19 protein-coding genes and 1 pseudogene are annotated in these 26,761 nt (G+C 72.1%); 9 read left to right on the top strand and 11 right to left on the bottom strand.

What is annotated here, in order from left to right:
* The first annotated feature begins 54 nt into the window (after positions 1-54).
* From E0500_RS13875 to E0500_RS13865, 3 genes are all read left to right on the top strand, one after another.
* Entirely contained in the window at positions 55-768 is a 714-nt protein-coding gene (locus tag E0500_RS13875; RefSeq protein WP_131571939.1) for an RDD family protein, read from the top strand.
* Positions 769-923: 155 nt separating this feature from the next.
* On the top strand, positions 924-1,736 hold the full coding sequence (locus tag E0500_RS13870) for an FHA domain-containing protein (protein ID WP_131571938.1): 813 nt from the start codon (positions 924-926) through the stop codon (positions 1,734-1,736).
* Positions 1,733-3,370 carry a protein kinase domain-containing protein gene (locus E0500_RS13865; RefSeq protein ID WP_181586985.1) on the top strand — a complete coding sequence of 546 codons (1,638 nt, stop codon included), beginning with the start codon at positions 1,733-1,735 and terminating at the stop codon, positions 3,368-3,370. Before E0500_RS13870 ends, E0500_RS13865 begins: the two co-directional genes overlap by 4 nt.
* 134 nt (positions 3,371-3,504) lie before the next feature.
* Here E0500_RS13865 and purH read toward each other — a convergent pair whose 3' ends face one another.
* Both purH and purN read right to left on the bottom strand, forming a co-directional pair.
* Positions 3,505-5,127 (bottom strand): bifunctional phosphoribosylaminoimidazolecarboxamide formyltransferase/IMP cyclohydrolase, encoded by a 1,623-nt coding sequence (gene purH, locus E0500_RS13860; protein ID WP_131564455.1) that lies wholly within the window; start codon positions 5,125-5,127, stop codon positions 3,505-3,507.
* Entirely contained in the window at positions 5,124-5,762 is a 639-nt protein-coding gene (gene purN / locus E0500_RS13855) for a phosphoribosylglycinamide formyltransferase (protein ID WP_131564457.1), read from the bottom strand. The genes purH and purN overlap by 4 nt, the downstream gene beginning before the upstream one ends.
* A 384-nt stretch (positions 5,763-6,146) precedes the next feature.
* Here purN and E0500_RS13850 point away from each other — a divergent pair, with 384 nt between their 5' ends.
* Positions 6,147-6,911 carry a hypothetical protein gene (locus E0500_RS13850; RefSeq protein WP_131564459.1) on the top strand — a complete coding sequence of 255 codons (765 nt, stop codon included), beginning with the start codon at positions 6,147-6,149 and terminating at the stop codon, positions 6,909-6,911.
* Between the two features lie 32 nt (positions 6,912-6,943).
* Here E0500_RS13850 and E0500_RS13845 read toward each other — a convergent pair whose 3' ends face one another.
* Both E0500_RS13845 and E0500_RS43095 read right to left on the bottom strand, forming a co-directional pair.
* On the bottom strand, positions 6,944-7,135 hold the full coding sequence (locus E0500_RS13845; protein ID WP_181586984.1) for a hypothetical protein: 192 nt from the start codon (positions 7,133-7,135) through the stop codon (positions 6,944-6,946).
* Between the two features lie 440 nt (positions 7,136-7,575).
* Positions 7,576-8,619, bottom strand: a pseudogene (locus E0500_RS43095) (DUF6350 family protein); the annotation flags it as partial.
* A 400-nt stretch (positions 8,620-9,019) separates the two neighbouring features.
* Between E0500_RS43095 and E0500_RS13835 the strand changes: the two are divergent.
* Complete coding sequence (locus E0500_RS13835) at positions 9,020-10,021, top strand: RNA polymerase subunit sigma-70 (RefSeq protein WP_309505053.1); 1,002 nt, start codon at positions 9,020-9,022, stop codon at positions 10,019-10,021.
* Positions 10,022-10,127: 106 nt separating this feature from the next.
* On the opposite strand, the gene sucD is transcribed toward E0500_RS13835, so the two are convergent.
* The 6 genes from sucD to E0500_RS13805 all read right to left on the bottom strand — a co-directional run bounded on the left by sucD (position 10,128) and on the right by E0500_RS13805 (position 19,352).
* Complete coding sequence (gene sucD, locus E0500_RS13830; RefSeq protein ID WP_131564465.1) at positions 10,128-11,012, bottom strand: succinate--CoA ligase subunit alpha; 885 nt, start codon at positions 11,010-11,012, stop codon at positions 10,128-10,130.
* 21 nt (positions 11,013-11,033) lie between these two features.
* Positions 11,034-12,215 (bottom strand): ADP-forming succinate--CoA ligase subunit beta, encoded by a 1,182-nt coding sequence (gene sucC / locus E0500_RS13825; RefSeq protein ID WP_131564467.1) that lies wholly within the window; start codon positions 12,213-12,215, stop codon positions 11,034-11,036.
* 841 nt (positions 12,216-13,056) lie between these two features.
* Positions 13,057-14,094, bottom strand: a complete 1,038-nt coding sequence (locus E0500_RS13820) for a hypothetical protein (RefSeq protein ID WP_165935036.1) — start codon at positions 14,092-14,094, stop codon at positions 13,057-13,059.
* Between the two features lie 344 nt (positions 14,095-14,438).
* Positions 14,439-15,629, bottom strand: coding sequence for a VWA domain-containing protein (locus E0500_RS13815; protein ID WP_131564469.1), 1,191 nt, complete (start codon positions 15,627-15,629; stop codon positions 14,439-14,441).
* Positions 15,626-18,031, bottom strand: coding sequence for a DUF5682 family protein (locus tag E0500_RS13810; protein WP_165935037.1), 2,406 nt, complete (start codon positions 18,029-18,031; stop codon positions 15,626-15,628). The genes E0500_RS13815 and E0500_RS13810 overlap by 4 nt, the downstream gene beginning before the upstream one ends.
* Before the next feature lie 121 nt (positions 18,032-18,152).
* Positions 18,153-19,352, bottom strand: a complete 1,200-nt coding sequence (locus E0500_RS13805) for an AAA family ATPase (protein ID WP_131564471.1) — start codon at positions 19,350-19,352, stop codon at positions 18,153-18,155.
* 143 nt (positions 19,353-19,495) lie between these two features.
* On the opposite strand from E0500_RS13805, the gene E0500_RS13800 reads away from it, so the two are divergent.
* Together E0500_RS13800 and E0500_RS13795 are read left to right on the top strand one after the other, a co-directional pair.
* Entirely contained in the window at positions 19,496-20,851 is a 1,356-nt protein-coding gene (locus tag E0500_RS13800; protein WP_131564473.1) for an SWIM zinc finger family protein, read from the top strand.
* A gap of 199 nt (positions 20,852-21,050) precedes the next feature.
* The gene (locus E0500_RS13795) at positions 21,051-22,658 is read left to right on the top strand and encodes a DUF5691 domain-containing protein (RefSeq protein WP_131564475.1); all 1,608 of its coding nucleotides are present in this window, start codon (positions 21,051-21,053) and stop codon (positions 22,656-22,658) included.
* A gap of 104 nt (positions 22,659-22,762) precedes the next feature.
* Here the strand turns inward: E0500_RS13795 and E0500_RS13790 are convergent, their stop codons facing one another.
* Positions 22,763-23,179 carry a cobalamin B12-binding domain-containing protein gene (locus E0500_RS13790; protein WP_131564477.1) on the bottom strand — a complete coding sequence of 139 codons (417 nt, stop codon included), beginning with the start codon at positions 23,177-23,179 and terminating at the stop codon, positions 22,763-22,765.
* Positions 23,180-23,870: 691 nt separating this feature from the next.
* Between E0500_RS13790 and E0500_RS13785 the strand changes: the two genes are divergently transcribed.
* Both E0500_RS13785 and E0500_RS13780 read left to right on the top strand, forming a co-directional pair.
* Positions 23,871-24,764 carry a triacylglycerol lipase gene (locus tag E0500_RS13785; protein ID WP_131564491.1) on the top strand — a complete coding sequence of 298 codons (894 nt, stop codon included), beginning with the start codon at positions 23,871-23,873 and terminating at the stop codon, positions 24,762-24,764.
* A gap of 285 nt (positions 24,765-25,049) precedes the next feature.
* Entirely contained in the window at positions 25,050-26,687 is a 1,638-nt protein-coding gene (locus E0500_RS13780; RefSeq protein WP_131564479.1) for a M23 family metallopeptidase, read from the top strand.
* Positions 26,688-26,761 lie beyond the last annotated feature (74 nt).

The following is a 26,761-nucleotide window of genomic DNA, read 5'->3' as shown; positions in this document are numbered from 1 at the left end:
AACCTTCCTCCGAACGTGCCGCGCGTCGTCCCCATCAACGGAGGAAACACCGCCATGAGTTTCGGCGACCCGAACAACCCGTACGGGCCCCCGCAGGGCCAGCAGCCCGGCTATCCCCAGGCCCCGCAGCCGCAGCCCGGTTACGGCTACCCCCAGGGCGCCCCGCAGGGTGTGCCGCCGCAGCAGCCCGGTTACGGCTACCCGCAGGCCCCGCAGGGTGTGCCGCCGCAGCAGGGCTACGGCTACCCCCAGCAGCCGGGCTACCCGGGCGGGCCCGCCGCTCCCCGGCCGGCCTCGATGGGTCGCCGCTTCGGTGCCCGTCTGATCGACGGCGTGGCCTTCGCCGTCATCTACTTCATCCTCGGCGCCATCGGCGTCGGCGGTGCCATCGGTGCGGCCCAGGACTGCGACCCGAACGCCGCCGACTACAGCACCTGCATCAACGACGCCAGTTCGAACTTCGCGGCCTCGTTCGGCGCCGCGATCGGCATGCTCGCGATCGTCGGCCTGCTCTACGAGTGGCTGATGACCGGCCTGGTGGGCGCGACCCTGGGCAAGCTCGCCGTCGGCATCCGCGTCGTGAAGGTGGACACCGGCCAGAAGCCCGGCCTGGGCTCCTCGTTCATCCGCTGGATCATCCCGCAGGTGGGCAGCTTCGCCTGCGGTGTCGGCGCGCTCCTGGTCTTCCTGTCCCCGTTCTGGGACAAGTCGGGCCGCCAGCAGGGCTGGCACGACAAGGCCGCGAGCACGATGGTCGTACAGAACTGACGCTCGGCACCTGACGACGTCGCGTTCGCGCCATTCACCCCTGGGGCCGTGCCTCTCCCCCATCGAGGAGGGGCACGGCCCCGGTGCGTCCCCCTAGGCTGTTACAGGTAGCCCGCGAGGCACGGATTCAGCCGCGAGGCACGGGGAGACACACCTTGTACAGCATCATCGTGGTACCTCCGCCGACCACGGAGGACGAGCGAACCAGCCGCCGCACCGACCTGCCCGACAGCCCTGGGAGCAGCCCCCAGTTCCGGCTCGCCCCGGGCGAGCGGCTCTCGTTCGGTCGGTCCACGGCCGACAACGACCTGACGATCCCTCACGAGGGCGTCTCCCGCGCGGCCGGTGAGATCACCGCGCACAGCGCGTTCTGGATACTGAGCAACCTCTCCACGTCCCAGACGTACGTCGTGGAGAACCCGGAGGGCGCGGGCGAGCACATCAAGGTCGGGCCGGGCCGCCTGGACGCGCCGGTCCCCTTCGAGTTCTCCCGCATCGTGCTGCCCGCCGCCGGCGATCTGCTGGCCATCGAGGTGTGGGCGCCGCGCCACGACTACCTCAGCTCGCCCGGCGGACTCGACGGCGCCACCACGGCGCCCGCGTTCTCGGTGGACCGCTCCAAGCGGTACTTCGCGGTCCTCGCCGCCCTGTGCGAGCCACGCCTGCGCGGTGAACCGCACGCGCCCCTGCCCACCGTCGACCAGGTCGTCGAGCGGCTGCGCCCCCACTGGCCCGCGGCCTCCCGCACCTCCGTCCAGTGGAACATCGACTACCTCGCCGTGAAGCTGAGGCTGAAGCCCGGCCCGGACACGGCCGATACGGGCCCCCGCCTCAACGGCAAGAAGGAGTCCCTGGTCTCCCTGGCCCTCCGTTTCGACCTCGTGCGCGAGGACGACCTGGCGGTGCTGGCGAGATCCTCGGTCCGGGCGTCCGCGCACGACGCCCCGTCGAGCGGGGCGGCCCGGTGACGGAGGCGTACGCCGTGCGGGTGCCCAAGGGGTACCGCGTGGGCGGCTGGGAGGTTCGGGAGCCGATCGCGACGGGGGCGTTCGGGAGCGTGTACGCGGCGCGGCGCGCGGAGGCCGACGAGCAGCCTCGGGTCCCGCCGGCCGACGAACTCGCCGGCGACCTGCCCGCTCAGAATCTGCCCGCACACCACCCGCCCGCACTCGATCTGTCCGCTCACGACCTGCCCCGCACCGCCGCCCTGAAGTTCCTGCCCACCGGCACCGGCACCCCGCGCCAGCTCGCCCACCTGCGTGAACTGACCGAGCGGGAGCTGGAGTTGCACCGCCGGCTGAAGCGCCCGCGCCTGATCCGCATGTACGAGACGCTGACGGTGGACGACCCGGCCCACCCCGACCTCGACGGCGCCACGGTCCTCGTCCTGGAGAAGGCGGAATGCTCCCTGGCGTCGCTGCTCGCCCGCACACCGCGCCCACCGGACGGTCCCGCGCTCCTCGCCCAGATCTGCGAAGGGCTGGCCCAGCTGCACCGCGCGGGCTGGGTGCACGGCGACCTCAAACCGGCCAACGTACTGCTGATGAAGGACGGTTCGGCCCGTCTCGCCGACTTCAACATGGCCGCCGAACTGGAGGGCACCCACGCCTACACCCCCGCCTTCTCCACCCCGGACTACACCCCGCCCGAACTGCTCTGGTCGGAGATCGGCGAACGCGGCCGCCGTATCCGCCCCTCCGCCGACGTCTGGGCCTTCGGCGTCCTCGCCCATCTCGTCCTCGCCGGCTCCTTCCCGCTGCCCGGCGGCACCCCGTCGGCCCGCCGGGACGCGGCCGTGGCGTACGCGCGCGGCACCGACGAGCTGCGCCTGTCCCCCGGACTCCCGGACGTCTGGCGGGAGATCGTCCGCGACTGCCTGGCCCGTACGCACGGCGAACGCATCGGCGTGGACGCGCTGCTGCGAAGGGTGGAGGCGGCCGCGGGGACCCCGCGCTCCCGGCGGCCGTTCCCACAGCACGTCCGCCGTACGGCGGTGCTGGGCACGGCGGCCGCCGCGGCGGCGGCCGCCGCGCTCTCGTACGGCGTGACCGCGTGGACCGGCGACGGCGGCGACAACCGCTCCGGGACGGAGACGAAGAAGGTCGTTCCGGCGACGTACGGCCAGTCCGAACTCCGCACCGACAAGGGCGTTCCCGGCGCGTACCGCCCGCTGATCGTCGACTCGGCCCACGACTGCGTGCAGGCCGAGGTCACGCCCGCGCTCATCGCCGCGATGCTGAAGGCGGAGAGCGGCTTCGACCCGAACCTCTCCGATCCGGACAACGACGAGTTCGGGATCGCCCGCTGGACCCCGCGGGTACTGCGCTGGTGGATCCGGGACGACGGCATGCCCGCGAAGACCATCCCCGAACCCCCTTTCCCGCCCGCCCAGTCCATCCCCGCCATGAGCCGCTACCTGTGCTTCATCGAGCCGCGCCTGAAGTCCGGTCTCCCCGGCGACCGACGGGTGCTGATCGCCGCCGCATACCGGACGTCGTACGAGGTCGTGAACGACACGGGCGGAGTTCCCCCGAAGTACCGCGACTACGCCGACCGCGTCGCTCACTACCTCAAGGAGTACACGCCCCCGGGTGAGAAGTGACCCTGAGACTTCCGAGGTACCTCTGACTCCGCGCCCGCGGCACTGTGAGCACGAAGCGGCCTCCGGCTCCCTCGGGGGAGGGCCGGAGGCCGCTTCTGTGTGCTCGCTCGGTTCCCTCGGTTCTCCCGGTTCGCTCAGTGGAAGAAGTGGCGCGTTCCCGTGAAGTACATCGTGATGCCCGCCTTCTGCGCGGCCTCGACGACCAGTTCGTCGCGGACGGAACCGCCGGGCTGCACGATGGCCTTGACGCCGGCGGCGCTCAGGACGTCGATGTTGTCCGGGAACGGGAAGAACGCGTCCGACGCGACGTACGAGCCCCGGGCGCGCTCGGCACCGGCCCGCTCCACGGCCAGCTTGCAGGAGTCCACACGGTTGACCTGCCCCATGCCGACGCCCACCGAGGCGCCGTCCTTGGCGAGCAGGATCGCGTTGGACTTGACGGCCCGGCACGCCCTCCAGGCGAAGGACAGCTCGGCCAGCTCCTCGGGGGAGAGCGCCTCGCCGGTCGCCAGGGTCCAGTGGGCGGGGTCGTCGCCGTCGGCCTGAAGGCGGTCGGTGACCTGGAGGAGGACACCGCCGTCGATGTGCTTGGCCTCCACCCGGTTGCACGGGCCGTCCGGGGCCTTCAGGACACGGATGTTCTTCTTCCTGGTGAGGGCCTCCAGCGCGCCGTCCTCGTAGTCGGGCGCCACGATGACCTCGGTGAAGATCTCCGCGACCTGCTCGGCCATCTCCTTGCTGACCGGCCGGTTGACGGCGATGACCCCGCCGAACGCCGACAGCGGGTCACAGGCGTGCGCCTTGCGGTGCGCCTCGGCGACGTCGGAACCGACCGCGATACCGCACGGGTTGGCGTGCTTGATGATCGCGACGCAGGGCTCGGCGTGGTCGTACGCGGCACGGCGGGCGGCGTCCGTGTCCGTGTAGTTGTTGTACGACATCTCCTTGCCGTGGAGCTGCTCGGCCTCGGCGAGGCCGCCGGCCGGGCCGCCGCCGACGTAGAGGGCGGCGGGCTGGTGCGGATTCTCGCCGTAGCGCAGGGTGTTCTTGCGCTCGTAGGTGGCGCCGAGGAAGTCCGGGAACGGGCCCGCGGCGGAGCCGCTGTCAGCTGCGGCGTCGGCCGGCGCGTAGGAGGAGGCGAACCAGGAGGCGACGGCCACGTCGTACGCGGCGGTGTGCTGGAAGGCCTCCGCGGCGAGCCGCTTGCGGGCAGGGAGGTCGAAGCCGCCGTCCTTGAGAGCGGCCAGGACGTCGGCGTACCGGGCCGGGCTGGTGACGACGGCGACGGACGGGTGGTTCTTGGCGGCGGCCCGCACCATGGAGGGCCCGCCGATGTCGATCTGCTCGACGCACTCGTCGGGGGTGGCGCCGGAGGCGACGGTCTCGCGGAACGGGTAGAGGTTCACCACGACGAGGTCGAACGGCTCGATCCCGAGCTCGGCGAGCTGCCGCTGGTGGTCGTCGAGGCGCAGGTCGGCGAGGATGCCGGCGTGGACCCTTGGGTGGAGGGTCTTGACCCGGCCGTCCAGGCACTCGGGGAAGCCGGTGAGCTCCTCGACCTTGGTGACGGGGACGCCGGCGTCCGCGATGCGGGCGGCGGTGGATCCGGTGGAAACGATCTGGACCCCGGCCTCGTGCAGCCCACGCGCGAGCTCGCCGAGCCCGGTCTTGTCGTAGACGCTGACGAGCGCACGGCGGATGACGCGCTTGGTGCCGCTCCCGGCCGTCGCTGTGCTCTCGGTGCTCTCGGCGGTCACTGGATAACTACCTTTCGTCCCTCAATGCGATAGCCGTTGCGGGCGATCCGCCCCACGACATCGACGAGCAGCCTTCGCTCGATGTCCTTGATGCGCTCGTGCAGAGCGCTCTCGTCGTCCTCGTCCCGGACCTCCACCACGCCCTGAGCGATGATCGGTCCGGTGTCGACGCCGTCGTCGACGAAGTGGACGGTGCATCCGGTGACCCTGACGCCGTACGCGAGCGCGTCACGGACGCCGTGGGCTCCCGGGAAACTGGGCAGCAGAGCGGGGTGGGTGTTGACGAACCGCCCGCCGAACCGCGCCAGGAACTCCTTGCCCACGATCTTCATGAACCCCGCGGACACGACGAGATCGGGCTGGTGGGCGGCGACGGCGTCGGCAAGGGCCGCGTCCCACTCCTCGCGGGTGGCGTAGTCCTTCACCCGGCACACGAAGGTCGGCAGCCCGGCGCGCTCGGCGCGGGCGAGCCCCTCGATGCCGCCGCGGTCGGCTCCGACGGCCACGATCTCGGCGCCGTAGGCATCGACACCCACCTCGTCGATGGCATCCAGCAGCGCCTGCAGATTGGTCCCGGAACCGGAAACCAGGACGACAAGGCGCCTGGCCGCGGACTTGACCACGGGCTCGGCCACGGCGGGGCCCTTTCTCGGGGAGTCTTTTGTACGGTCGTACGAATGCTTCGCGCCCCCTGATACGGGGAAGTGTACGAAGCGGTCGACCGCCAGCAACGATACCGGCACTCCGGACGGCCCCCACGGGACGGGGGCGTGGCCGGAAGGTACCGTCGGGGAAGCATCCGACCGGGGAACGCAGCTCAGCGAGGGGAACGCCTTGCCCGTCCGGGACGTTGACCAAGGACGGATACGACCGTTCCAACGGCACGGAAGTACCGAATCCAGAAGCCCAGATCTCAGAAGCCCAGAAGCCCAGATTTCAGACGTACAGATCCCAGACGTACTGATCCCGTCCAGAAGTACTGATCCCAGAACTTATTCCAAGGGGAAGACGCACACCTGATGCCGGACCGCAGTCTCCGACTTTCGCCGCTCCTGCTGCGCGAGCGGCGTTCTTCGCCCACCCCGCCGCGGGAGAGCGAGGACGCGCCCAACAGCGGTCAGGACGCCACCGGTGGGCGTGGGGCCCAGGCCCCGGCCGACGACAACCCCTTCGCGCCACCCCCGGAGGGGACGCCCGACCGCCCGTGGCGGCCGCGCCGCCCCGCGCGCGGCCAGGGAGAGGGCGACGAAGGGAACTCCCCCTGGGGCAGCCAGTGGAGCGACCGCCAGCCCGGCCGCTCGTCCGGCGGCGGCTTCGGCGAGCGCCCCCGCCCCTCCGGCGGTGGCGGACAGGGCGGCCCCGAGAGCGGTCCGGGCGGTGGCCTGCGCTGGGACCCCACGGACCCGGCCCAGCGCCGTGCGCGCTATGCCCTGCTCGCCGGCATGTGGGCGTTCTTCTTCTCCCTCTTCAGCTGGCCGTACATGGCGCTGCTGCTCGGAGCGCTGGCCCTCTACTGGGGCATCAGCGCCCTCCGTGCCAAGCCCCGCCGCCCCGACCCGGGCACTCCGGCCGCCGACTCGACCGCCCGCCCCCAGACCACGGCGGCGATCAGCGGTCTGGTGACCGCCTCACTGGCCCTGGTGATGGTGGCCGCCACCTTCACCGCCCAGCTGGTCTACCGCGACTACTACACATGCACCAACGACGCCCTCACCACCGCCTCGCAGAAGTCCTGCGACAAGCTCCTCCCGCAGGAACTCCGCGGCGTCCTGGGCACCCCCTGAGTCCACCGCCTGAGTCCCGACTGCTCGGGCGCTCAGGGGCGGATGCGGTCCGGGCGGGTGGGGTCCAGGCGGGTGCGGTCCCGCGAGTCCTCGGCGGACGTGGCTCTGCGGAGCGCCGCCCAGCGGGTTTCGCGGGAGCTGTCGTCGTGCCAGGGGGAGCCCTTGGGGTCGAGGGGGACGAAGTCGTAGGGCTCCACGCCGGGGCCGGAGCGAGTCGTCGGCATGCGGGACGGCGGGGAGCCGGGTGTCGCGACTCGGGCGACTCGGGTGGACCGTTTGCCGGGCCGCAGGACGCGTCGCCCGGACCTGCGTCGTCCGGCCCCGCGCTGTCCGCCGGGGGCCGGACCGGATGGCGCGGAAGGTGTGGACAGGTTGGTTTCGGGCGCCGCCGCGGTTTCCCCTCCCACGGGCCGCTCTCCCACGGTCCGCTCTCCCACGGGCCGCCGAGCCCTGCCCGTACGAGTGACCCGGCGCCCCTCCTGCTGCGGCCGTCGGGACCCGTGTGCACGGCTGACGTAACGCCGTCCCGTCTTCTCCGGGTCCCGAGCCCCGCGTACCCCCAGCGCCACCGGCACCCCCACCACCACGGTCCACGCCACCACCGCACCCCCACCTGCCACCACACCGGCCCGACGTGGGCCAGCGCGGCGTTGCCGAGGCCGCCCGCCGACAGGGCGGCGAGGGCGGCGAGGAGCAGACCGCACAGGACTGACGCGAGGACCGTCGTGGCGCAGGTCCGGCCACGGGACCAGGGCGCCGCCCCGCGGTCGGCACAGGCAGCGGCCCCCGCACACCAGCCGAGGGTCGCCGCCGCGGCCAGCGGCACCGCACCGGCCGCCCACTCCACCGCCGGTGCGCCACCGCCCGGTACCGCGGCCAGGAGGGGGAAGGACGGCAGGAGAGGGTCGGGCGGGGTCGTCGACAGAGGTGCCGTCACCTGCGCCGCTCCCAGTGAGAAACCGGGCCCGAGGGCGTAGGCCGCCCCCCACACCGCCGCGTTCGGCAGGAGCGCCAGACACAGCAGCAGTACGGCGCAGCGCCCCGACCACACCTCCGTCAACTGCAGCAAGGCGTCCCGCGCCGCACCGCCGTGCCACGCCAGCGACGCCACGACCAGGATCCCGCCGCCTCCGACCAGCACCGCCGCCCCCGCCCCCGCGGCCCGCCCGGCGGTCATGAGGCGTGCGCGCGTCACGGGCTTCAGGCCCCCGCCGAGCCACGCGGACAGCGAACCGCCCGGACGCCCGGACGCCGACGACACCCCCGCCCACGCCACTGCGCCCGCGAGCAGCGGCACGGACACGAGGGCCCATGTCCTGGAAGGCCGGAGTGCGCCGTTGGAGGCGTACACCGCGGCCGCCCCGCCGACGGCCGCATAGCCGAGTACGACGCCCGCCCACGCCGTACGGATCGGCCCCGCCACGCGGATCGGCGCCGCCATGCGGATCGGCGCCGCCATGCGGATCGGCCCCGCCGCACGGGGTGCGGCCTCGGCATCGTCCACCGCGTCCCGCGCCGCCCGCCGTACGAGCCCCATCGGCAGCGCGAGAAGCAGCAACGGAGTGACGCCGACCGGCGCCGGTACTCCGGACAGCGTCTCGGTGCGGACGAGTTCGACGCCGTGGGCGAGCAGCCACAGCGCCGCCACGACGTGCAGCGCCCCGTCCGGCCCGCTGTCGGGGTACGGCGAACTGATCCACAGCACCATCACGAGCACGGCGAACGCACCGAGCCCGAGCCCTGCCGCGAAGGCTCCCCCCAGCAGTGCCGCGCCCAGCCCGGACGGCCGCCTCCGCAGCCCCCCGCCGGGGAGACCGGTCCACCGACCGGACGGCCGGTCCGGCGCCGGCGGTGGAGGCGCAGGTGGAGGTGGGGGTGAGGTGAGGACCTTACCGGGCGGGCGGAGCGCCGGGAGTCGTCGATGCGAGGGGACTCGGCGGGACGAGGCCGACGCGCCGGGTCGGGCGGTTCGGCGGGGTGGGGGGACTCGCTCAGGTGCGTCACGGCCCCATGCTGCCAACGACACGCGCTTTGGCCGCGTAACGGGAGAATCGTGGATGTGTCGCTCAAGATACGTTTATGTGCTTTTCAGTGCGGAGGGCATACCCGTGACACAGAGCCCCGGAGCGTCGTCCACCCAGGCTGTCGAGCCGTCGACCCGCGCGACCGAGCCGTCGGCCGAGGACGCCGAGCCCTCACTCCCGGCCGCCGAGTGGTACGAACTGACACCCATCGAGGCCGCCGAACCCGCGCCCCCGTCGGGCCCGCTGACGCCCGCCCAGGCGTTCGACGCCCTCTACGCGTTCTGCGCCCCCACCCTCGTACGGCAGACCTACCTGCTCACCGGACGGCGCGCACTGGCCCGCGAATCGGTGGAGCGCGCCTTCCAGCTGGCGTGGCAGCACTGGCCCGAGGTGGCCGTCGACCGGGACCCCACGGGCTGGGTACGGGCCGCGGCACACGAGTACGCGCTCGCCCCCTGGCACCGGCTCCGCCCCCGCCTCTGGCGCACCGACACCTGGCGCACCCCCACGCTCTCCGCCTCACCCGACCAGACGGGCACCGCCCTCACCGACCGCGCCCTCATCCACGTACTCCTTAAGCTGCCGCCCCCGTACCGGCGCACGGTGCTGCTGTACGACGGCCTCGGCCTCGACCTGCCCGAGACGGCCGCCGAGACCGAGGCGAGCACCCCCGCGGCGGCGGGCCGTCTGCTGTACGCCCGCGAGGCGGTCGCCGCGCGCCTGCCGGAGCTGGCGGACAACGAGGAACTGCACCGCCGGCTCGCCGATGCCGCGAACGGGGAGGGCCCCTGGATCGTCAGGCCGTGCTCCCCGTTCGCCGCGCGCCGCCGCGGCGAACGCCGTGCCCGCCGCTGGATCCACGTGGCAACCGCCTTCGCGGCGCTTCTCCTCAGCACGACCGCCGTCGCCGTACGCACCGCCCCCGACCACTACGAGCCGCCGGTGGCCCCGGGTGCTCCGATCCGGGGAATCCCGCCGGAGGGCGCCATGGGCCCGCTCTCCCAGGACCAGCTGGATCTCCGGGCCAAACTGAGATCGGCCACCACGGGAGGCGGCCCGCAGAGGCTGGCTCCGGAGAGCAGGTGACACCCCGGAGCAGATGGCACCCCGGTTCCCGGCGCCTTGGGTAACGCCGGTGGGCCCGCACCCCCGAGGGGTACGGGCCCACCTGACCGGGCTTCGGACCGAGGCGTCAGCCGGCCAGGATCTCCCGCGCGAGCTTCGCCGTCTCGGTCGGGGTCTTGCCGACCTTGACGCCCGCGGCCTCCAGGGCCTCCTTCTTCGCCTGGGCGGTGCCCGACGAACCGGAGACGATGGCGCCCGCGTGACCCATGGTCTTGCCCTCGGGAGCGGTGAAGCCGGCGACGTAGCCGACGACCGGCTTGGTCACGTTGGCCTTGATGAAGTCGGCCGCGCGCTCCTCGGCGTCGCCGCCGATCTCACCGATCATCACGATCAGGTCGGTGTCGGGGTCGTCCTGGAACGCGGCGAGGGCGTCGATGTGGGTGGTGCCGATGATCGGGTCACCGCCGATGCCGACGCAGGAGCTGAAGCCGATGTCGCGCAGCTCGTACATCATCTGGTACGTCAGCGTGCCGGACTTCGAGACCAGGCCGATGCGGCCCGGCTTGGTGATGTCGGCCGGGATGATGCCGGCGTTCGACTGACCCGGGGTGATCAGGCCGGGGCAGTTCGGGCCGATGATGCGGGTCTTGTTGCCCTTGGCCTGGGCGTGCGCCCAGAAGCTCGCCGTGTCGTGGACCGCGATGCCCTCGGTGATGACGACCGCGAGCGGGATCTCGGCGTCGATGGCCTCGACGACGGCGTCCTTGGTGAACTTCTCCGGGACGAAGATGACCGTGACGTCGGCGCCGGTCTTCTCGATCGCGTCGGCGACCGAGCCGAATACCGGGATCTCCGTGCCGTCGAAGTCGACGACCTGACCCGCCTTGCGCGGGTTCACGCCACCGACGATGTTCGTGCCGGAGGCCAGCATGCGCTTGGTGTGCTTCTGGCCCTCGGAGCCGGTCATGCCCTGGACGATGACCTTGGATTCCTTGGTGAGGAAGATAGCCATGGTGTTCTGTGACCTCGTCCCTTACTTCGCGGCAGCAGCCAGCTCGGCGGCCTTGTCGGCCGCGCCGTCCATGGTGTCCACCTGCTGCACGAGCGGGTGGTTGGCGTCGTTGAGGATCTTGCGACCCAACTCGGCGTTGTTGCCGTCGAGGCGCACGACCAGCGGCTTGGTGACCTCTTCGCCCTTGCTCGCGAGGAGCTCCAGGGCCTGCACGATGCCGTTGGCGACGGCGTCGCAGGCGGTGATGCCACCGAAGACGTTCACGAAGACGGACCTGACGTCCGGGTCGCCCAGGATGATCTCCAGGCCGTTCGCCATGACCTCGGCGGAGGCGCCACCGCCGATGTCGAGGAAGTTGGCGGGCTTGACGTTCTTGTGGGCCTCACCGGCGTACGCGACCACGTCGAGGGTGGACATGACCAGACCGGCACCGTTGCCGATGATGCCGACCTCGCCGTCGAGCTTCACGTAGTTCAGGCCCTTGGCCTTGGCCGCGGCCTCCAGCGGGTTGGCCGCCGCCTTGTCCTCGAACTCCTCGAACTCCGGGTGACGGAACTCGGCGTTCGCGTCCAGGGAGACCTTGCCGTCGAGGGCGAGGACGTCACCGGAGGCGACCTTGGCGAGCGGGTTGACCTCGACCAGGAGGGCGTCCTCCTTGACGAAGACGTCCCACAGGGTGACCAGGACATCGGCGACCTTGTCGGCGACCTCGGCCGGGAACTGGCCCGCGGCCACGATCTCCTGGGCCTTCTCCTTGGAGACGCCGGCGTTGGAGTCGACCGGGATCTTGGCGAGCTTCTCGGGGGTCGTCGCGGCGACCTCCTCGATGTCCATGCCGCCGGCGACGGAGGCCATGGCCAGGAAGGTACGGTTCGTGCGGTCGAGGAGGTAGGAGACGTAGTACTCCTCGACGATCTCCGGAGCCGTCTCGGCGATCATGACCTTGTGGACCGTGTGGCCCTTGATGTCCATGCCGAGGATGTCCGTCGCGCGCGCGACGGCCTCGTCCGGGGTGGCGGCCAGCTTGACGCCGCCGGCCTTGCCACGACCACCGACCTTCACCTGCGCCTTGACGACCGACTTGCCGCCCAGCCGCTCGGTGATCTCGCGCGCCCCTTCAGGCGTGTCGATGACTTCACCGGCCAGCACCGGTACACCGTGCTTGGCGAAGAGGTCCCTCGCCTGGTACTCGAACAGGTCCACGCGCTTCCGTCCCTATCAGTGATCTAGCGGTTCGTTGGATGCGTGGGCGTGCCGCGAAGGGCAACGTGACGTCCGCATGAGTCACAGGGGAAGCGCACACGGTGTCCGAGCGCGCGGCATGTCCGTCTCGCAGGTTATCGCTGCTTCCGGGGGGCCTCTAAATTCCGGGTCACACATGAGCGGTGATACCTGTCACATGATGCCTCCCTCACTGGCACGGCGTGCCGCATGTGCGGGGCCTCACCGGGCTGGGGTTGACCCGGTGAGGCCCCTGGACGGCCCTCCAGTGGCTGTGAAGGACCCAGGGCGGGTGGCCCCCACCCCAATGGGGACCGCTCACCGCCCTCCGCCGGAATTCGCTCGGACACGGCCGACGGCTTCGACCGCCCGCGACACGACCGATGGCTTCGGCCGCCCGGATGCCTCCCGGCGGAGCTGGTTCTGATTCATGGGCTAGCCCTCCGCGCCCCCGCACTCAGGTCCGTACTGCTTTCGTCTGTATGTACGGACCTGGTCTCGGTCAGGGCGGGGGGTCGGTACAGCTCTGTCGGGCGCTGTACTCCGCGTTCGGCACGTAGCACCGCATGTGCGGGATTGGCCGAAGGGTCCGGGAAGCGGGGACCAACGGCTGTGTGTCCGAGTGCGGGTCAGGGCTCCGGTGCGGGTCGGGGCTCCGGTGCGGGTTCGCGGGTTCCGGCTACTGCACCGTCGCGGTGCGGTGCCGGCGCTGAACGACGCGTTCCGGCTCCGGTGGCGTCCGTCCGGGGATCGGAGGGATGCCCGAACGGCGGGCAGACCTGCTCCGCTCCCCGCGCTACAGGCCTCGCGGGGAAGGGCCGCGCTAGCCGGGGAACTCGGCTATGTCCCGGTGTCTGTCCCGGGTGCCGTCCGCGGCGACGACCGCGGTGATGCCGAGCACGCGGCTCAGCGGCGCCCGGTGATCGAGGGTGACGGCGTGCGGCTCACAGTGCCGCGACCCGCCGTTGTCGACGGCCGAGTGCCGGCCGAGCGCACCGGCCTCGTCGCCCGGCGCCTGGTGCACGGGCGTCCGTACGGTGTCCATGCCCTGGGGGACGAGGGCCCCGGACACGTCGGCCTCGGCGCCGTGGGCGAACCGCGGTCCGTACCCGGCCTCCGCCCGTGCGGCCGGCCGCGCCTCGGAACCGTCACCGCGCTCGGCGGCGCCGGGCTGCTCGGACGCCGCCCCGCCGGGCTTCTGGGGTGCCGCACCGATCGGCAGAATGTTCGCCGGGATGCCGGGCAGCCCTGGCAGGCCCGGCAGTCCGGGCAGCTCGGGCAGTGACGGCACCTCGGGGAGACCGGGCAGCGACGTGCCCGGCAGCGGCGGGAACTGCGAGGGTTCGCCCGCCAGCCCCCCGGTCACCGTCTCAACGAGATCACCGACGGGTCGCACGACCTGTTCGGTGACCGGCCGCACGACACGCTCCCCGACGGGCTGCACAACCTGCTCCCCGACCGGTCGCACGACACGACCAACGGTGCCGGTGACGGCCGCGCCCGTGTCGGTGGCGGTGGTGGTGGTTGTTGTGGGGGCGGTCCGAGGGTTGGTGGCGGCGCCGGTCGCCTGAGCTGTCGGGTGGGTGGGAGCGGAGATTCCCACCGTTGGTTCGGCGCTGTCCTCCACGCCCTGTGCCGTGCTCTTCGCGGTGCTCTCCCCGGGAACAGCATGCGCATGAATCACGGACCGAAGGGACTCGGTCGACGTGGTCACCGCGACCGTCACCGCCTCCGGCGATGTCTCCGGCGATGTCCCGTCCGCCGCGTGTGCCTGCTCGCCGCAGAGGAACCCCAGCACGAACAACCCGCCCACCAGCAGCAGAACCTGCAGCACACGCCGCCCGGCCGCCCCGCGCGTCACGCGCAGAACGGCACCGGCACCGGGCAGTGCGGCTGACGGAGTCACAACGGGGAGAGCCCTCCCAGGGAGCGGAACGACGGCGTACGACGCGGTGGACGCGGGGGACTTGAGGCCCAGCGGTACGAGGCGGTGCGCGCGCCGGACATCCGGCGAACTGTTCGAAGCGTGCGAAGAGGTGCTGCCGATCCTCGCACGGGACTCCCGAGGTTGCGCAAGCCCCTCGTTACCGATGGCCAGTCATGTCCCCTTTCTCGGTTCTCTCAGTCACCCTTGCTTCACCTCCCGCCTCCTCCGCTCTCATCTCTCATCACACTCCACCGCCTGTCCCGTCACGTCACGTCACGTCACGCGGTGTCAGGGACCGGCAGGGGCCGCTTCTCGATGGCCGCCGCCATGACCTCGGGGAAGAGGTCCGGCGTGCAGGCGAACGCCGGTGCCCCGAGGGCCGCGAGCGCCGCCGCGTGCTCACGGTCGTACGCGGGCGCCCCTTCGTCGGAGAGCGCGAGCAGCGTCACGAACTGCACGCCCGACGCCTTCATCGCCGACACCCGCTTCAGCATCTCGTTCCGTATCCCGCCCTCGTACAAGTCGCTGATCAGCACGACCACCGTCTCCGCGGGCCGGGAGATCTGCGACTGGCAGTACGCCAGCGCCCTGTTGATGTCCGTGCCGCCGCCGAGCTGCGTGCCGAACAGGACGTCGACCGGGTCGTCCAACTGGTCCGTGAGGTCGACGACGGCCGTGTCGAAGACGACGAGCCGGGTGCTGATGGACCGCATGGACGCCAGCACGGCCCCGAACACCGACGCGTAGACGACGGATGCCGCCATCGAGCCCGACTGGTCGATGCAGAGGATGACCTCCTTCTTCACCGACTGCGAGGCCCTCCCGTACCCGATGAGCCGCTCGGGCACCACCGTCCGGTAATCCGGCAGGTAGTTCTTCAGGTTGGCCGCGATCGTGCGGTTCCAGTCGATGTCGTGGTGGCGGGGGCGGCTGACGCGGGCGCTGCGGTCGAGGGCACCGGTGAGGGTGGCCCGCGTGCGGGTGGCGAGCCGCTTCTCCAGGTCCTCGACGACCTTGCGCACCACGGCCCGCGCGGTCTCCTTGGTCGTCTCGGGCATCGCCTTGTTGAGCGAGAGCAACGTGCCGACGAGGTGCACGTCGGCCTCCACCGCCTGAAGCATCTCCGGCTCCAGCAGCAGCGTGGACAGCCCGAGCCGGTCGATGGCGTCCCGCTGCATGACCTGCACGACGGACGAGGGGAAGTACGTCCGGATGTCCCCGAGCCAGCGCGCCACGGACGGCGCCGACGCCCCGAGCCCGGCGGAACGCTCGCGTCCCGACTGCGGTTTGTCGCCCTTCCCGTAGAGAGCGGTGAGCGCACCGTCCATGGCCGCGTCCCGCCCGGAGAGCGCGCACCCGGTCCCGTCCGCCGCGTCACCGCCCAGCACGAGCCGCCACCGCCGCAGCCGCTCCTGACCGTCGGCCGACTGGTCCGTCACCGCTGGCCCGCTCGTCGTATCGGTACTCATCGGCTCACCCCCGCGAGGTCGTTGATGCCTGTCGTGATGCCGGTGCCGTCGGTCGTGTCCGCCTCGTCCAGCCCCAGCAGCAGACGCAGCACCGGCAGCACGGCGTCCGCCCGGTCGGTGTCGAGCTCGGTGGCGAAGCCCGGTATCCCGGAACCGGCGGCCGCGGCACCCGTCCGTGCTCCCGGCCCGCGTCGGACCAGCTCGCCGAGGGTTCGCCGCACCCCGGGCTCGTACGCCGAGAACGTCCGCCGCAGCAAGGGCAGTACGTCGGTGAACGCCTCCTGTGGCACCCCGGTCAGCCATGCGTCCACCAGCCCGAGGAGCCGCTCGTCGTGCACCAGCAGCATGCCGCCGCCGGCCCCGCCCCCGACGAACCCCTCGATCCAGGCGGCAGCGTCCCCCGGCGCCGTCCCCGGCGACAGCACCAGCGCCATGAGCCGTGCGGCGTCGTCCTGCGCCAGCTCCCCGTCGTCCAGGAGGAGCCGTACGGCCCGGCCCCGGATGACACCGGGAACGGTGTCGCGTCCGCAGAGGACGTGCAGCACGGAGTGCCAACGGGCCCGTAGGTCGCCGTGCGCCTCCGAAGCGGTCTCGCCCAGCAGCGCCACCGCGCCGTGCACCGCGTCCACATGGCGGCGAATCTCCTCCGCCGCCTCCGCGTCGAGCGCGGCACAGGCGGGCGGGAGGCCCACGAACACACGCTCGGCGAGGCCGGCCGCGACCTCGGCGAGAGCGTGCGTGTCCGTGGCGCGGACGTCGCCGTAGCGAAGGGAACGGACCAGGGCGGGGAGCGCCTGGGCGAGGTGGCCGACGTCCGCGTCGAGCGCGGCGCGGTCGGCGAGGGCCCGCATCACCACGGGGAGGGCGTCCGGGAGTTCGGCGAGGAGGCAGCGCTCGGCGAGCCCTGTGACGTCGGCGAGCGACTGCGCGGCCACGGCGTCCGCTTCGGCCTTGGCGGTCGCGGCCGAGAGCACCGTCGTGCCCCACACCCCGGCCTCGGCCACCCGCACCCACAACTCCGGCTCCCAGCACAGCCGCCAGGTCTCCCGGAACGTGCCCGTGCTGCCGCGCGAGGCCGTGGGCTCGCCCCACTCGATGCGGAGCAGCCTCAGCCGGTGGAGGAGGAGGCTGCGCCCGGCGTCGTTCTCCTTGCGCAGGTCGAGCTCCAACTCCCGCTCCAGCGCCTCCGGCTTGAGCCGCAGCTTCCGCTGGATCCGCACGAGGTCCCGCTGCAACGGCACCGCCGGCGCCGCCTCGGGCACCTCCCCCAGTACGTCCCCGACGACGAGCCGGTCGTGCACGAGGCCCAGCGGCACGTCCGAGCCCTCGCACATCACCGCCCGCACGGCGTCGGTGGTCTCGGTGAGGCCCGGCAGCGGGCGCCCTCGCATGGCCGCCAGCGTCTCGGAGAGCCGTACCGCCTCGATGACGTGCGCCGACGAGACGATCCGGTCCTCCTCGCGCAGCAGCCCGGCCACCTTGGTCATCCACCGCTCGACGGGGCGGTCGGGTGCGCCGAACAGATGCCCGTACCAGCCCGGCGAGTCGATGCCCGCGCCGTACCCGCTGACCCGGGACAGCCTCCGGTGCGTCCACGGCACCCACGTCATGTCGGCCCTGACCTTGGGCAGCCCCTTCAACAGCGCCCGGTCGGCGGCGACGGTGTGCTTCTCCCGCAGCGCGGGCACGTGCCACGCACCGCACACCACGGCGACCCCGTCCCCGGCCTCCTTCTGCGCGGCTCTCATCTGGAGCCGCATGTACGCCTCCCGCACCAGGTCCCGGTCATGACCACCGGTCCCGTACGCCTCCCGCAGCGCCCCCATGGCTTCCCCGAGCACCGCGAACGGTGCGAACACGTCCCCACCCGTGCCCCTGTGCTCGACGACGTCCTCCCACCACCGCTCGGGGTCGTCGTACCCGGCGGCCTCGGCGAGGGCCGCGAGGGGATCCACGCGGAGGGCTTCCGCAGGCGTGACGGTCTCGGTGGCCTCGGTGGCCTCGGTGGGCTCGGTCGGCTCCGACGGCTCGTCCTTGCCCCACGCCAGCGTGTGGGTCGCCGGGAGGTCGATGAAGCGGGCCGGGACCAGGTGCTCCAGGGCCCAGCGGATGGCCACCCACTCCGGGGAGAACTCGGCCAGCGGCCAGAAGGCCGAGCGGCCGGGCTCGTCCACCGCGTGGGCGAGGAGGGCGACCGGAGGTCGCATGTCCTCGTCGGCGGCGAGAGGGATCAGGGCGTCCGCCTCCGGTGGCCCCTCGATGAGGACGACCTGCGGGCGCGCCGCGTCCAGCGCGGCCCGCACCGCCCGTGCCGACCCCGGACCGTGGTGCCGGACACCGAGCAGCAGCGGCCCGTCGCCGTACTCCCGCTCTCGCGGCGGTACCCCCTCGACGCCGGTCACTTGGTCCTCCAGAATCCCCAGCCGGAACCATCCGGACACAATCCCCGGCCGGCGTCGCCCGAACCGGTCCCATCGGCTCCGGAGCCGGACCCGCGGCGCGCGCTCACCTTCTGGAACCTGCTCACGCGCTCACCTCCCGGCAGGCCCGGTAGAAGTCCGCCCAGCCGTCGCGCTCGCGCACGACTGCCTCCAGGTACTCCTGCCAGATGACGCGGTCGGCCGCCGGGTCGCGGACGACGGCGCCGAGGATGCCGGCGGCGACGTCCGAGGCGCGCAGGACGCCGTCGCCGAAGTGGGCCGCCAGGGCGAGTCCGCTGGTGACGACGGAGATGGCCTCCGCTGTCGACAGCGTGCCGCTGGGCGACTTCAGCTTCGTGCGGCCGTCGGTCGTCGTGCCGTCGCGCAGTTCACGGAAGACCGTGACGACCCTGCGGATCTCGTCGATGCCGTCGGGGGCGGCCGGCAGGTCGAGGGAGCGGCCGATCTGGTCGACACGGCGCGAGACGATGTCCACCTCGGCGTCGGCGCTCTCCGGCAGCGGCAGCACCACCGTGTTGAAGCGGCGGCGCAGGGCGCTGGACAGCTCGTTGACCCCGCGGTCGCGGTCGTTGGCCGTGGCGATCAGGTTGAAGCCGCGGACGGCCTGCACCTCCTGCCCCAACTCCGGTATGGGCAGCGTCTTCTCGGACAGGATGGTGATCAATGAGTCCTGGACGTCGGCGGGAATGCGGGTCAGCTCCTCGACGCGGGCGGTCATGCCCTCGGCCATGGCGCGCATGACCGGGCTCGGCACGAGCGCGTCGCGGCTGGGGCCGTGGGCGAGCAGCCGCGCGTAGTTCCAGCCGTAGCGGATCGCCTCCTCCGGCGTGCCCGCGGTGCCCTGCACCAGCAGCGTCGAGTCGCCGCTGACGGCTGCGGCGAGGTGCTCGGACACCCACGTCTTCGCCGTGCCGGGCACGCCGAGGAGGAGCAGGGCGCGGTCGGTGGCGAGCGTGGTGACGGCGACCTCGACGATGCGGCGCGGGCCCACGTACTTCGGTGTGATCACCGTGCCGTCCGGCAGCGTGCCGCCGAGCAGGTACGTCGACACTGCCCACGGCGACAGCTTCCAGCGGGTCGGGCGCGGCCGGTCGTCCTGCGCGGCCAGCGCGGCGAGCTCCGCGGCGAAGGCGTGCTCGGCGTGCGGGCGCAGCGCCTCGGCATCGGTCTGTTCCGTGGGCGTGTGCCCGCTCGTGCGGGCGCCCGAGTCCACGTGCGTGTTCGCGGGCGCGGACGGGTTCTGGTGCTCGTCGACGGACGTCGGGTCAACGGAAACAGGCATGACTGAGTCCCCCTCCAGCTCGGCCGCCTCCGGCCGCTTCGGATCTGGTGTCCACCGTGCACCACGCCACTGACAATGCGTTCTGACCTGCGGAAACGTGCCGCAGAGGTCGATTGTCAGTGGTGGGTCCTACCTTCGATGACATGACTCAGCAGGGGGTGCGCTGGACGGCTGAGCAGGTGCTGGCATTGGCGCCTGACGCCGCGTCGCGCAAAGCGGGAAGCAAACTCGGCGCGGCCGGGCCGTGGTCGGAGGCGGGCAGTTCTGACGAGGGGACGGTGTGGGGACTGTGCAAGGGCAGTGGCAGCAAGCCGTATCAGACGGTCATCGACGTCGCGGACTCCAGTGGGCCCGCGTACAAGTGCAGTTGTCCGAGCCGCAAGTTCCCGTGCAAGCACGCGCTGGGGCTGCTGTTGCTCTGGGCGGGCGACGACGGATCGGTGGCGCGTGCCCAGCCGCCGGACTGGGCGGAGCAGTGGATCACCGGGCGCCGACGGCGCGCGGAGGAGAAGAGGACGACGACGGGCGCGGAATCTGGGGGCACGTCAGGTGATCCGGAGGCGGCGCGCCGCAGGGCGGAGCGGCGCGCCGAGCGGATCACCGCAGGGGCGACGGAGCTGGAGCAGCGGTTGTCGGACCTGCTGCGGGGCGGTCTGGCGGCGGCCGAGCAGGCGGGGTACGGGCTGTGGGAGGAGACCGCGGCCCGCATGGTCGACGCCCAGGCGCCCGGACTGGCCGCGCGGGTACGGGAGTTGGGGGCGATACCGGGCTCGGGGCCGGGCTGGCCTGTGCGGTTGCTGGAGGAGTGCGCGCTGCTCCACCTCCTCGACCAGGGCTGGTTGCGGCGTGAGCGCCTGCCGGACGGCCTCGCGGCGACGGTCCGTTCCCGGGTCGGCCTGCCCGGCTCGGCGGACAGCCCCCCGGTGCGCGACCACTGGCTGGTCCTCGCCCAGTACGACACGGTGGACGCCCGCCTGACCACGCGCCGGATCTGGCTGTACGGCGCCGAGTCCGGGCGTACGCCGCTGCTCCTCTCCTACGGGGCGGCCGGCCGCGCGCCGGAGTTGACGCTGCCCATGGGGCTCGCCTTCGAAGCGGAGGTGTCGTCGTATCCGGGTGCGGGGCAGTTGCGGGCCTCTCTCGGCCACCGGTTCACGGCGCCGGAGCCCGCGGCGATACGACCGCCGGGGGTGACCCCGGCTCAGGCCGCTGCCCGCTACGGCGAGGCGCTGCGCGACGACCCGTGGCTGGACTCGGTCCCGGTCACCCTGTCCAGGGTCGTCCCGGCCCCGGACGGCGACTCCTGGCAACTGTCCGACGCGGACGGCGACATGGCCCTCCCCTTGTCTCCCTCCGCCCGCTCCCGGCCGGGCCTGTGGCGCCTCGTCGCCCTCTCGGGCGGCGCACCCGTCACGGTCTTCGGCGAGTGCGGTCACCACGGCTTCACACCACTGACGGCTTGGCCGGAGGGGGCGGGAGACGCGGTGGGGCTGCGCTGAGGGAGATGAGTGGCCGCGTGAGGGGACCCGGCGCGTGAGGTGAGCCGGCGCGTGACGAGCCGGGTGTGACCCGCACCCGGCTCGTCCGCTCCAGCGTCTCCAGGACCTGGCCGGCCTCCTGCCGAACCAGCGGAACCAGCCGAACGGGCGGAACCAGCGGAACCAGCCACACAAAGAAACATGGACGGAAGGAACCCTCATGAACAGCACCTCGGCTCCTCCGCGGAACGCATGGGAAGAGCTCGTGACCGTCGCCCTGCTCGGGACCGATCGGCGCCCGGCTCCCGGCCCGGCCGCCGGGCGGGAGGCGCCGGTGGCGTTGTTGGACGCGGCGGCGATGGAGACCGTACGGCGGAGGGCGGGGGTACGGCCCGCGCGGGCGGCGGTGCGGCCGGAGCCCACCGCACCGGATCCACGTCCACCGCTGCCGCCGGCCGCGGCGCGCAGGCTCACGCAGTTGCTGGCCGATCGGCCCGGCGCGGGAGGCGGGGGACGCAGGGGGACGGCGCCCGACCTCATGGAGTTGCTGCCGCAGTGGCTGGCGCTGGCGAACGCGCGCGGGTTGGCGGCACCCCCCGAGGCGCTGCCCGCCCTTCTGGACACGGCACGGGGCCGTACCGACCTGCGCCCGGCGGCCCTGGCCTTCGCGGGCCCGCGCGCGCTGTGGCTGGCCCGGCTGAACCCGGACTGGCGTTTCGCTCTGCGGGCCGCACCGGGTGGCGGCGCCGATCTGCCGGGCCCCCAGGACGCCGACCGCATCCGACGGCTGTGGCAGGAGGGGCTGTTCGCGGAGCGGGTGGCGCTCCTGACGGGGATACGGGCACAGGAGTCCGCGGCCGCCCGCGAGTTGCTGGAGACGACGTGGGCGACGGAGCGGGCCGAGGACAGGCTCATGTTCCTCGATTCCCTGCGGACGGGGCTGGGCGCGGACGACGAGCCGTTCCTGGAGCGGGCGTTGACGGACCGCAGCCGGAACGTGCGGGCGACGGCTGCGGAGCTGCTGTCCGCGCTGCCGGGTTCGGCGCTCGCCGCGCGGATGGCGGACCGTGCGGCGGCGTGCGTGGCCGTCGACCGTACGCGGGACATACCCACGATCGTGGTGGAGGCGCCGCACGAGTGCGACGCGGGCATGGAGCGCGACGGGGTGGTGCCCAAGGCTCCGGCGGGACGGGGTGAACGGTCCTGGTGGCTGGGCCAGTTGGTGGAGGCGACACCACTGGCGGCGTGGTCGGCGCGGCTCGGGGGGCGTTCACCGGAGGAGATCGTGGCCTTGCCGGTGGCGGACGACTGGCAGGGCGAGCTGAATGCCGCGTGGTGCCGGGCGGCGGTGCGGCAGCGGGACGCCGGCTGGTCCAGGGCGCTCCTGGGTTCGCCGTCCGCTACCGAGGCCGCCGGCCCCGGGGCGGTGTCGCTGGCCGAGCGGGCCAAGCTCCTGGGGACGCTGGATGCCGGCGAGCGGGCGGAGTGGGTGGCGGGGTTCATCGCGACGCACGGACTGTCGGAGGCGTTCCAGTTGCTCGGGGTCTGTGCGGTGCCGTGGGCGCCGGCTCTGGGCGGCGCGGTGGTGGACGCGCTGAACATCGCGCGGGACGCCGGTAGTTATCCCTGGAGCTTCAGCGGCGTGATGGGACTCGCCGAGCGCTGTCTGTCCCCTGCGGAGGCGGCACGTCTGGATGCCCTGACGGCCACCCCCGAGGAGCAGGAGGACGCGTCTCCGGGTGCCGGCGGGTACTGGTCCGAGGCCTTCCAGCGCCTCGTCACGACGTTGCGTCTGCGCGCTGCGATGGAGGAGGAGTTGAGGAGCTGACCCCGCCGTGGCGCCGGACTTCTCCGCCGCCGCGGCGGGGGCGGCCATGCCGACACGGCGGGCGGCCACCCTCTGCGGGGGCCGCTCGCCGGGAGGCCGGGGACCTAAGCCTCCGCCGGCTGCCGTACGTTCGCGCGGACCCAGTCCACGATCGAGGCGGTGGTGGCGCCGGGGGTGAAGATCTCGGCGACGCCCATCTCCTTCAGGGGCGGGATGTCGGCCTCGGGGATGATGCCTCCGCCGAAGACCTTGATGTCCTCCGCGTCCCGCTCCTTGAGGAGCCGGATGACGGCTGCGAAAAGCGTGTTGTGGGCGCCGGAGAGGATGGAGAGGCCGATCGCGTCGGCGTCCTCCTGGATCGCGGTGTCGACGATCTGCTCCGGTGTCTGGTGGAGGCCGGTGTAGATGACCTCCATACCGGCGTCGCGCAGCGCCCGCGCAATCACCTTGGCCCCTCGATCGTGGCCGTCGAGCCCCGGCTTGGCCACCACCACACGGATTGGACCGGCTGCCACACCCATCACTGCCTCCATCAAACGACTGCACCGAACCCGTACCGAACGTCACGACACACACGGCAGACGAACCATCACAGTACGTACTGTCACAAACCGTACCGACCACCCGTACAGCATGCACACCGTACATATCGCTACATACCGCCACCTACCGCGACTGACGCCGCTGCGGGCACAGGCCCCGCACCGCACCGGCCGGGAAAGTGAACGAACGTTATCGCCAGCATCCCGCAACCGGCAGTTTCGCGGTGCGGACCGAGGGGGAAATCACACAGTGGGACACGTTCACAGCGCAAGGTTCCGGGTTCCGCGGCACACGCGTCACCGAGACGGGCGGCCACCAGGCCGCACGGCCCCGGGAAACGGGCGTCACGGGCGGATCGTGCGCAAGGAGAGCCGCCACGAGGTGGCCGCACCACCGCCGTACCGGCGGGAGACGGCAGCGGTGGTGAGGCGCTTCGGCGATGGCACGAGCACGAAAGCGAGGAATCGAGGTCGTACGGAGTCCGGGACAGCCTGTGCCGTGAGCACGGCAGGGCGTCGCGTCGCCGACACGGCAAAAGCCCTCGTCGCGACACCGGCGCCTCAGCGTCGCCCACGCCGCACTCGCACCGTCACCCACCTCCACGGCGGCTCACCATGAGGGCACATGGGGGACAGGGACGTCCTCCCGAGTGCCGACGGGAGGTCGGCCATGAAGGTCACCTGGGGAGCACTGCCCTTTCTACCGTTCTGCCAGCGCCTGTGGCCCGTCAAACTGGCAGGGCTGTCAGTGGCCCTCCTGAAGGCGACCGCCCTGGAGTTCGCGGTCCTCGCGGGGCATCTGCTCCTCTACCCGTCCGGGATCGCACAGGAGCGCCGTTCCGTTCCCGCCCCTTCGCCCCCCGGCGACACCACCACCGCTCCCCTGCCGACCGAGGTCAAACCCCCGGTCGTCCTGTTGCACGGGTTCATCGACAACCGGTCCGTGTTCGTCCTGTTGCGCCGCTCCCTCACCCAGCACGGTCGGCGGCAGATCGAGTCGCTCAACTACTCGCCCCTCACCTGCGACATCCGCACCGCCGCCGCGGCGCTCGGCCGCCGCGTGGAGGAGATCTGCGAGCGCACGGACTGTGAGCGGGTGGACATCGTCGGGCACAGCCTCGGCGGACTCATAGCGCGGTACTACGTACAGCGACTCGGCGGCGATGCGCGCGTGCGCACGGTCGTCACACTCGGCACCCCGCACGGGGGCACGCGTGTAGCGCCGCTGGCCGACGCACACCCCGTCGTGCGCCAGATGCGCCCCGGCTCACCGGTGCTGGAGGAGTTGCGCGAGCCGGCGCCGGGCTGCCGTACGCGGTTCGTGGCCTTCTGGAGCGATCTCGACCACCTGATGGACCCGCTGGACACCGCCTGCGTCGACCATCCGGACCTGCTCGCTCAGAACGTGCGGGTGAGCGGCATCGGGCACCTCGCCATGCTGGTACACCCCGCCGTCGCCGCAGGGATTCGGCAGGCACTCGACCTCGACGAGACGACACCCGAGACGGTCCACGGGCCCACCGGAGAGCCGGGAGCCCCCACAGAAGGCCTGACCGTGGCGTAATCGCTCAAAGTCAGCTGAAAATCCGGCAGAACCAGTCGAGTCGAGCGGCGACCAGCCACCCGAACGACCACCGGCGCAGTCATTCGACAGCCTCGATCCCGTCCCGCACTTTCGAACACTCATCGAACACAAAGCCAAGGCTCAGTCCACGGTCCACCGAAAGGCGCTCGAATGCCCGTTTCCTGCGAGCGCGAAACCCGTTGAAGATTGTCGCGCCCGCGCACCGCCGGGTACAGTCGCCGCACTGCTCTGCCAGCCCCTGTTGTCGAGGCGAAAGAGAAGTTGGTGAACGATCGTCACCCGTCGGGGACTGTGACTCCCCCGGCTCCGGCTTCCGATGCCGCCTCGGCGCATTACGCGTCGTACGGCCACCAGGAAGCCTCGTACGGCGACTTCACCACGTATGACAGTTACGGTGCCACCGGTTTTGACGCCGGTCACCACACCACCGTCACCGCCGACCCGGGCTTCGCGACCGCGACCTTCGAGACCGACCCTCTCTTCGGCAATTTGCCGGGCGACGGCGCGACGGGCTCGTACGACTCCTCGCAGTGGTCCACGGGCAGTCGGCAGACGCTGAACCACGACCCGTACGCGGCCCAGCACCAGGAGCACCAGACCGCCTACGACACGGGCGGCTACGACGCCACCGGCTGGACGGCGGGTTACCAGAACCTCGGCGAGATCCCCGCGCAGCCCCAGAGCCCCGAAGCATCCGGGCAGTGGGACGCGAACGGGTGGATGCAGGCCGAACAGCTCGGCCAGGCAAGCGAGTTGGGACAGCCCGACCAGACCCAGCAGTGGACGGACGGGCAGTACTTCGACACGGGCGCCTACGACGCCACGCAGTGGAACAGCGGCGGAACCCCCGGCGATCACGACGCGAACGGCCATGAGTCGTACGAGGGGTACGAGCAGCAGACACCGGCCGACGGGTACGAGCACCCCTCCCCCGACACCTTCGGCCAGCAGGCGACCGCGACCTTCGAGCAGGTCAACCCCTACGACGACGGGCAACCCGCCGCCATGGAGGGTGAGTTCGAGGGGGCCGACGACATCGATGCGCACGGAACAGGCCGTTCCACGCTGCTGGAGGACGAGGAAGAGGCCGCGTCCGGGACTGCTGTCGCCTCAGCGGCGGCCGGCGCCTCCGTCGGCTCCGGCCGGGCGGCGGCCCGCGCGGCCGCACGCTCGCGGCGTCGCGCTCCGGCGAAGCGTTCCGCCGTGCTGACCATCGCCGTTCCGTCCGCGTGCGTCATGGGCGTCGCGGGGATCGCCGCCGCCTCCGTGGGCGGTGCGGACGACGACGTCAACAAGACGACGGCCAGTACGTCGGAAGCGGTCGCGGTCAAGCCGTCCACCGCCAACAACAAGCTCGACACACAGCTCGAAAGCCTCTCCGCCGGGGCTGACGACTTCGCCGACCGGGCGAGCCGGACCCAGGAGCGCATCGACCTCAAGGCCCAGCAGGAGGCCGAACAGAGGCGGGCGGCGGCGGAAGCGGCGCGCAAGGAGCGCCTGCGGCCGAAGTTCGCGCTCCCGGTCGCGCAGAGCGGGCTCAGCGCGTACTACGGGCAGTCCGGCATCAACTGGATGTCCACGCACACCGGCATCGACTTCCCGGTGTCGTACGGCACGCCGGTGATGGCGGCGGCCGATGGCGTCATGCAGACCAAGTGGAACAGCGCCTACGGCAACATGGTCATCCTGACCGCCAAGGACGGTACGGAGGTGTGGTACTGCCACCTCTCCACGTACAAGATCCCCTCGGGTACGGCGGTGAAGGCGGGTGACGTGATCGCGTTCTCCGGCAATTCGGGCAACTCGACGGGCCCGCACCTGCACCTGGAGGTACGGCCCGGGGGCGGCTCGGCGATAGACCCGCTGGCGTGGTTTCGCAGCCACGGGCTCGACCCGACGTAGTTCGACGCGCCGCGAGCCCCGACCCTCCGCAAGCGCACAATCGGGCCCCTGCTCTGCAGGGGCCCGATTCGTGT

The sequence above is a fragment of the Streptomyces sp. KM273126 genome, from assembly GCF_004337435.2.
GTDB classification, from domain to species: Bacteria; Actinomycetota; Actinomycetes; order Streptomycetales; family Streptomycetaceae; genus Streptomyces; species Streptomyces acidicola.
Note: the sequence above shows the minus strand (reverse complement) of the source record. Positions and strands in the feature narration are given on the sequence as shown.